4 protein-coding genes and 1 pseudogene are annotated in these 3,929 nt (G+C 67.0%); 3 read left to right on the top strand and 2 right to left on the bottom strand.

Translation table 11 applies throughout. The features are described from left to right. Positions 1–78: 78 nt before the first annotated feature. Positions 79–731, bottom strand: a pseudogene (locus B1A87_RS22280) (putative PEP-binding protein); the annotation flags it as partial. Between the two features lie 89 nt (positions 732–820). Here B1A87_RS22280 and B1A87_RS22275 point away from each other — a divergent pair. Together B1A87_RS22275 and B1A87_RS22265 are read left to right on the top strand one after the other, a co-directional pair. Further along, positions 821–1,105, top strand: a complete 285-nt coding sequence (locus B1A87_RS22275; protein ID WP_185982326.1) for a hypothetical protein — start codon at positions 821–823, stop codon at positions 1,103–1,105. Positions 1,106–1,888: 783 nt separating this feature from the next. After that, a complete protein-coding gene (locus B1A87_RS22265) occupies positions 1,889–2,608 on the top strand; it encodes a haloacid dehalogenase type II (protein WP_260680836.1) in 720 nt (239 codons plus the stop codon). Positions 2,609–2,618: 10 nt separating this feature from the next. On the opposite strand, the gene B1A87_RS22260 is transcribed toward B1A87_RS22265, so the two are convergent. Continuing rightward, entirely contained in the window at positions 2,619–3,674 is a 1,056-nt protein-coding gene (locus B1A87_RS22260; protein ID WP_078027683.1) for an NAD(P)-dependent oxidoreductase, read from the bottom strand. A 93-nt stretch (positions 3,675–3,767) separates the two neighbouring features. Between B1A87_RS22260 and B1A87_RS23205 the strand changes: the two genes are divergently transcribed. Beyond that, positions 3,768–3,929 (top strand): hypothetical protein, encoded by a 162-nt coding sequence (locus B1A87_RS23205; RefSeq protein WP_185982447.1) that lies wholly within the window; start codon positions 3,768–3,770, stop codon positions 3,927–3,929.

Raw genomic sequence — 3,929 nt, 5'->3', positions numbered from 1 at the left:
CTACCTCAGGCTGCCGCCGTCGGATATGTTCCGACGGCGGCAGGCCAGTCAGGCTCGTGAGTCAGGACAGCTGGTGGGTCAGAGCGCCCCCGCCACGGCCGCGGCCTCAGCTCCGGCTGAGGCTCTTGGGGAAGCGTTGGCCGCGACGTCCGCGAGCCGGAGCCAGGTGTCCACCACGGTGTCCGGGTTCAGCGAGACGGAGTCGATGCCCTGATCCACCAGCCACTCTGCGAAATCCGGGTGGTCGCCGGGGCCCTGGCCGCAGATGCCCACGTACTTGCCGCGTTCCCGGCAGGCCCTGATGGCCATGCTGAGGAGCTTCTTGACGGCAGGATCGCGCTCTTCGAAACCTGCGGACACGATCGCCGAGTCGCGGTCCAGGCCCAGCGCCAGCTGGGTCATGTCATTGGAGCCGATCGAAAAGCCGTCAAAGTAGTCCAGGAATTCGTCGGCAAGCAGCGAGTTAGAGGGAAGCTCGCACATCATGACCACTTCCAGGCCGTTCTCGCCGCGGCGCAGCCCGTTCTCGGCGAGCAGCTCGATGACCCGCGGTCCTCGCACTCAAGGTCGAAGCAGTCACGGAAGGACGGCTCCAGGTAGCGTGAGGCGCCGCGGAAGCCGAGCATCGGGTTCTCTTCGCGCGGTTCGTAGGCCGGTCCGCCCAGGAGGTTGGCGTACTCGTTGGACTTGAAGTCGGACATTCTCACAATCGCCGGTTCGGGCGTGAACGCGCCCCAGACGATGTGGGGCCGCACGGCTGCGACCCGGTATTCCGGAGCGTCCGCTGCCAGCGCCAGCAGCTCCGCCTCGGCCTTGGTGCGTGAGTAGTGGCCGTTCGCCGATGGCCGATAGGTCCGCCGGGACGCTGGGGGCCGCGGTGTCCGGCGGCTGCGGTTCCGTTGCGGGGACCGTTACTGAGGCGCTGTTGCTCGGGCCCGATACGTTGCCGGCGCCGTCGATGGCTGTAACCGAATACGTCTATGTGCCGGCGGCGAGACCCTGGTCGGCGAAGCGTGCCGGCTACGGTGCCTGGCAGGACAGTTCCATTGCGCGTTACGCGGTAGCCAGCGACGGCGACGTCATCGCTGCTGGCTGTCCAGCGTAAGTTGGCGGTGCTCCCCTCGAGAACGGCTGCCAAGTTCGTCGGGGCGGAAGGTGTTGTGGTGTCCGACTGCGGCGGGGGCTGCGGCGGCCAGCATTCCTGCTGGACCTAGGAGAAACCCTGCTGGACCTGGGGAGCTAGCCGAGCACCGACTCCCGCCCTGATAGAACCAAAAAGGAGGCCGACGACGACACTGACTGTCGCCGTCGGCCTCCTGCTCAACCCTCGGTGGTGCAATCCCGCCGGGGCACCGGGCGTCTAAGCCGCCGCGGGAAGTGTTACAAAGTTGCCCTCGACGACACTCGCGTCAACAGTCGGGAGCCCGTCCACCGTGGCATAGCTGCCACGGGTGACAGGGGGGAGGTTCCGGCTGCCGGCAACGGCAACATACGTGCCCTCAAAGCGGGCCGCGGGACTGCCGGCAGGACGAGTCACGTAGCTACCGCCACGCGGTGCGGTGCCAGCGGCTGGGATAACGGTTTCGGTGGTCAATGGCGAGGTTGCGGGGCGTTCGGCCAGCAAAGTCATGGGTTCTCCTTGGGGTTTCAGGATGAGAGCCGTTCAGATTTTTGTGCCGCTCAAGCAGAAGGGCGCCCGCGGCTTGTGTCGCATGCCCAGCTGGCCCGGGAATGTTCACCGGTGCGGTACTCAAGGGCGACGGTGGCCTGGTTTCAACTTTAGGGCTTATCACGAGCTACTCAAAATAAAGTGGGAAGGCTCACGTTCAGCAGCTGCCGACAACCCAGGCCATCCGACACTGTCACTTCGAGCGGCAGTCCGGGCACAATGGCAGAGGCGGATCGCGCCGGAACCCGGGAGGAAACCATGGCTGGAAACCCTGCAGCAATAGTCTTCGACGTCAACGAGACGTTGTCCGATATGTCACCCCTGGCGGACCGGTTTGCGGACGTGGGTGCTCCTCCGCTGCTGGCGAAGGTGTGGTTTGCCAGCCTGCTGCGTGACGGCTTCGCCCTTGCCGCCGCCGGGGACAAGCAGGCGTTTGCTTATATCGGGGCTGAAGCCCTGCGCGGGCTGCTTCCAGCAAAGGAACTCAACCGGGACGCGGAGGAGTCCGTGCAACACATCATGACCGCCCTGTCCGGACTGAAGCTGCACCCGGACGTCCCCGGAGGCGTACGGGCACTGAAGAACGCCGGCTACCGGCTGGCAACACTGACCAACGGCTCCACTGGCACCGCCGAGAAACTGTTCACGGACGGCGGGATCCGGGACCAGTTTGACCTCCTGCTATCCGTAGAGGATGCACCGGCCTGGAAGCCGGCGCCCGCCTCCTACCACTACGCCAGCGGCGTCCTCGGTGTTCCGGCCGGGCAACTGCTGCTGGTGGCGGTACACCCCTGGGACATCCACGGGGCCGCGCGGGCAGGCTTGCACACCGCCTGGCTCAACCGCACCGGAGCACAGTACCCCGCCTATTTTTCGAAGCCGGACTACACTTTGGCAACCCTGGACGAACTGCCCGGCGCCTTGGCCGCGGATTGCTAAACCCGCGGGGTCACGGCGGACAGATACCTAAGCGGTGTGCCGGAGGATGTTCAGCGCGGTGTCCGGTTTCCGCCACCGCTACGCGGGCAGGGCCCACCCGCGCTGCGTAGGCGTCTGCCAGCCTCGCCAGCCCCTCGTCGATCGAGACGGCGGGGGTCCAGTCGAGGAGTTCCCTGGTCTCGCGCTGGTCGAACCAGTGGGCGGTGGAGAGCTGCTCGGCGAGGAACCGGGTCATCGGCGGTTCCTCTTTCCTTCCAACCCAGGTCCAGAGCTTCTCCACCACGGCTCCCGCCGCCCGTGCCACCGCACCGGGCACGTGCCACGATGGCGCGGGGACGCCTCCCGCGGCGCAGATGCCCGCCAGCAGTTCCCCCACCGGCCGCGGCTCGCCGTTACTCACCACCACAGCCCTGCCGTGCACGTGTTCCATGCGGTGCAGCGCGGCGACGATGGCCGCGGCCGCGTTGTCCACGTAGGTGGTGTCGATCAGGGCCGCACCGGCATCGAGCAGCGGCAGGCGGTGACGGCTTGCACGTGCCAGGACCCGTTCCACCAGTTGGGTGTCCCCGGGGCCCCAGACGATGTGGGGCCGCACGGCTGCGACCCGGAATTCCGGAGCGTCGGCTGCGAGCGCCAACAGCTCAGCCTCGGCCTTGGTGCGGGAGTAGTCACCGTGCGCACGCTGCGGGTCAGCCGGCTCCGCGCCCAGCCCGGCGATCGCGGCACCGGTATTGGCTACGGACGGGGAGGACACATACACCAGGTCCCGCACTCCGGCCGCACGGGCGGCATGGAGCAGGCGGCGGGTGCCTTCAACATTCACCTCATCGAACTCCGCGGCACGACCCGCGAAAGAAACCTTTGCTGCCAGGTGGATGATTCCTTCCGCGCCTTCGACTGCTTTCCGCAGCGCTTCAGCGTCCGCGACGGACCCGCAGAAGTCCGTGGCGCCGTCGACCCCTGACGGACGGCGCTGGAAGGTGGTGACGTCATGGCCCTGGCGCACCAGCAGCCTGGCAACTTCTCCCCCGAGCAGCCCGCTTGCTCCGGTGACGAGGACCCTCATGGCTTCCCTGGCCGCCCGCCGGCCAGCACCCGCGTAGCCCAGCGGGACAGCCGGCTCCGGTCGATCTTGGCGCTGTCTCTTATACACATCTAGATGTGTATAAGAGACAGCCTTGACGCACTCAAGGACTGGATCGACGCCGGCGCCAAAGGAACCTTCGTGGCCGACTGCCGCATCACGTCGAGCGTCCGGGCCCCGTGGCTGAGCGAGTGGATGCAGGCCAAGCAGGAGGCGAAGGCGGCGGTGGCGGGTTAA

It is taken from the genome of Arthrobacter sp. KBS0703 (genome assembly GCF_002008315.2).
Lineage (GTDB): Bacteria > Actinomycetota > Actinomycetes > Actinomycetales > Micrococcaceae > Arthrobacter.
Note: the sequence above shows the minus strand (reverse complement) of the source record. Positions and strands in the feature narration are given on the sequence as shown.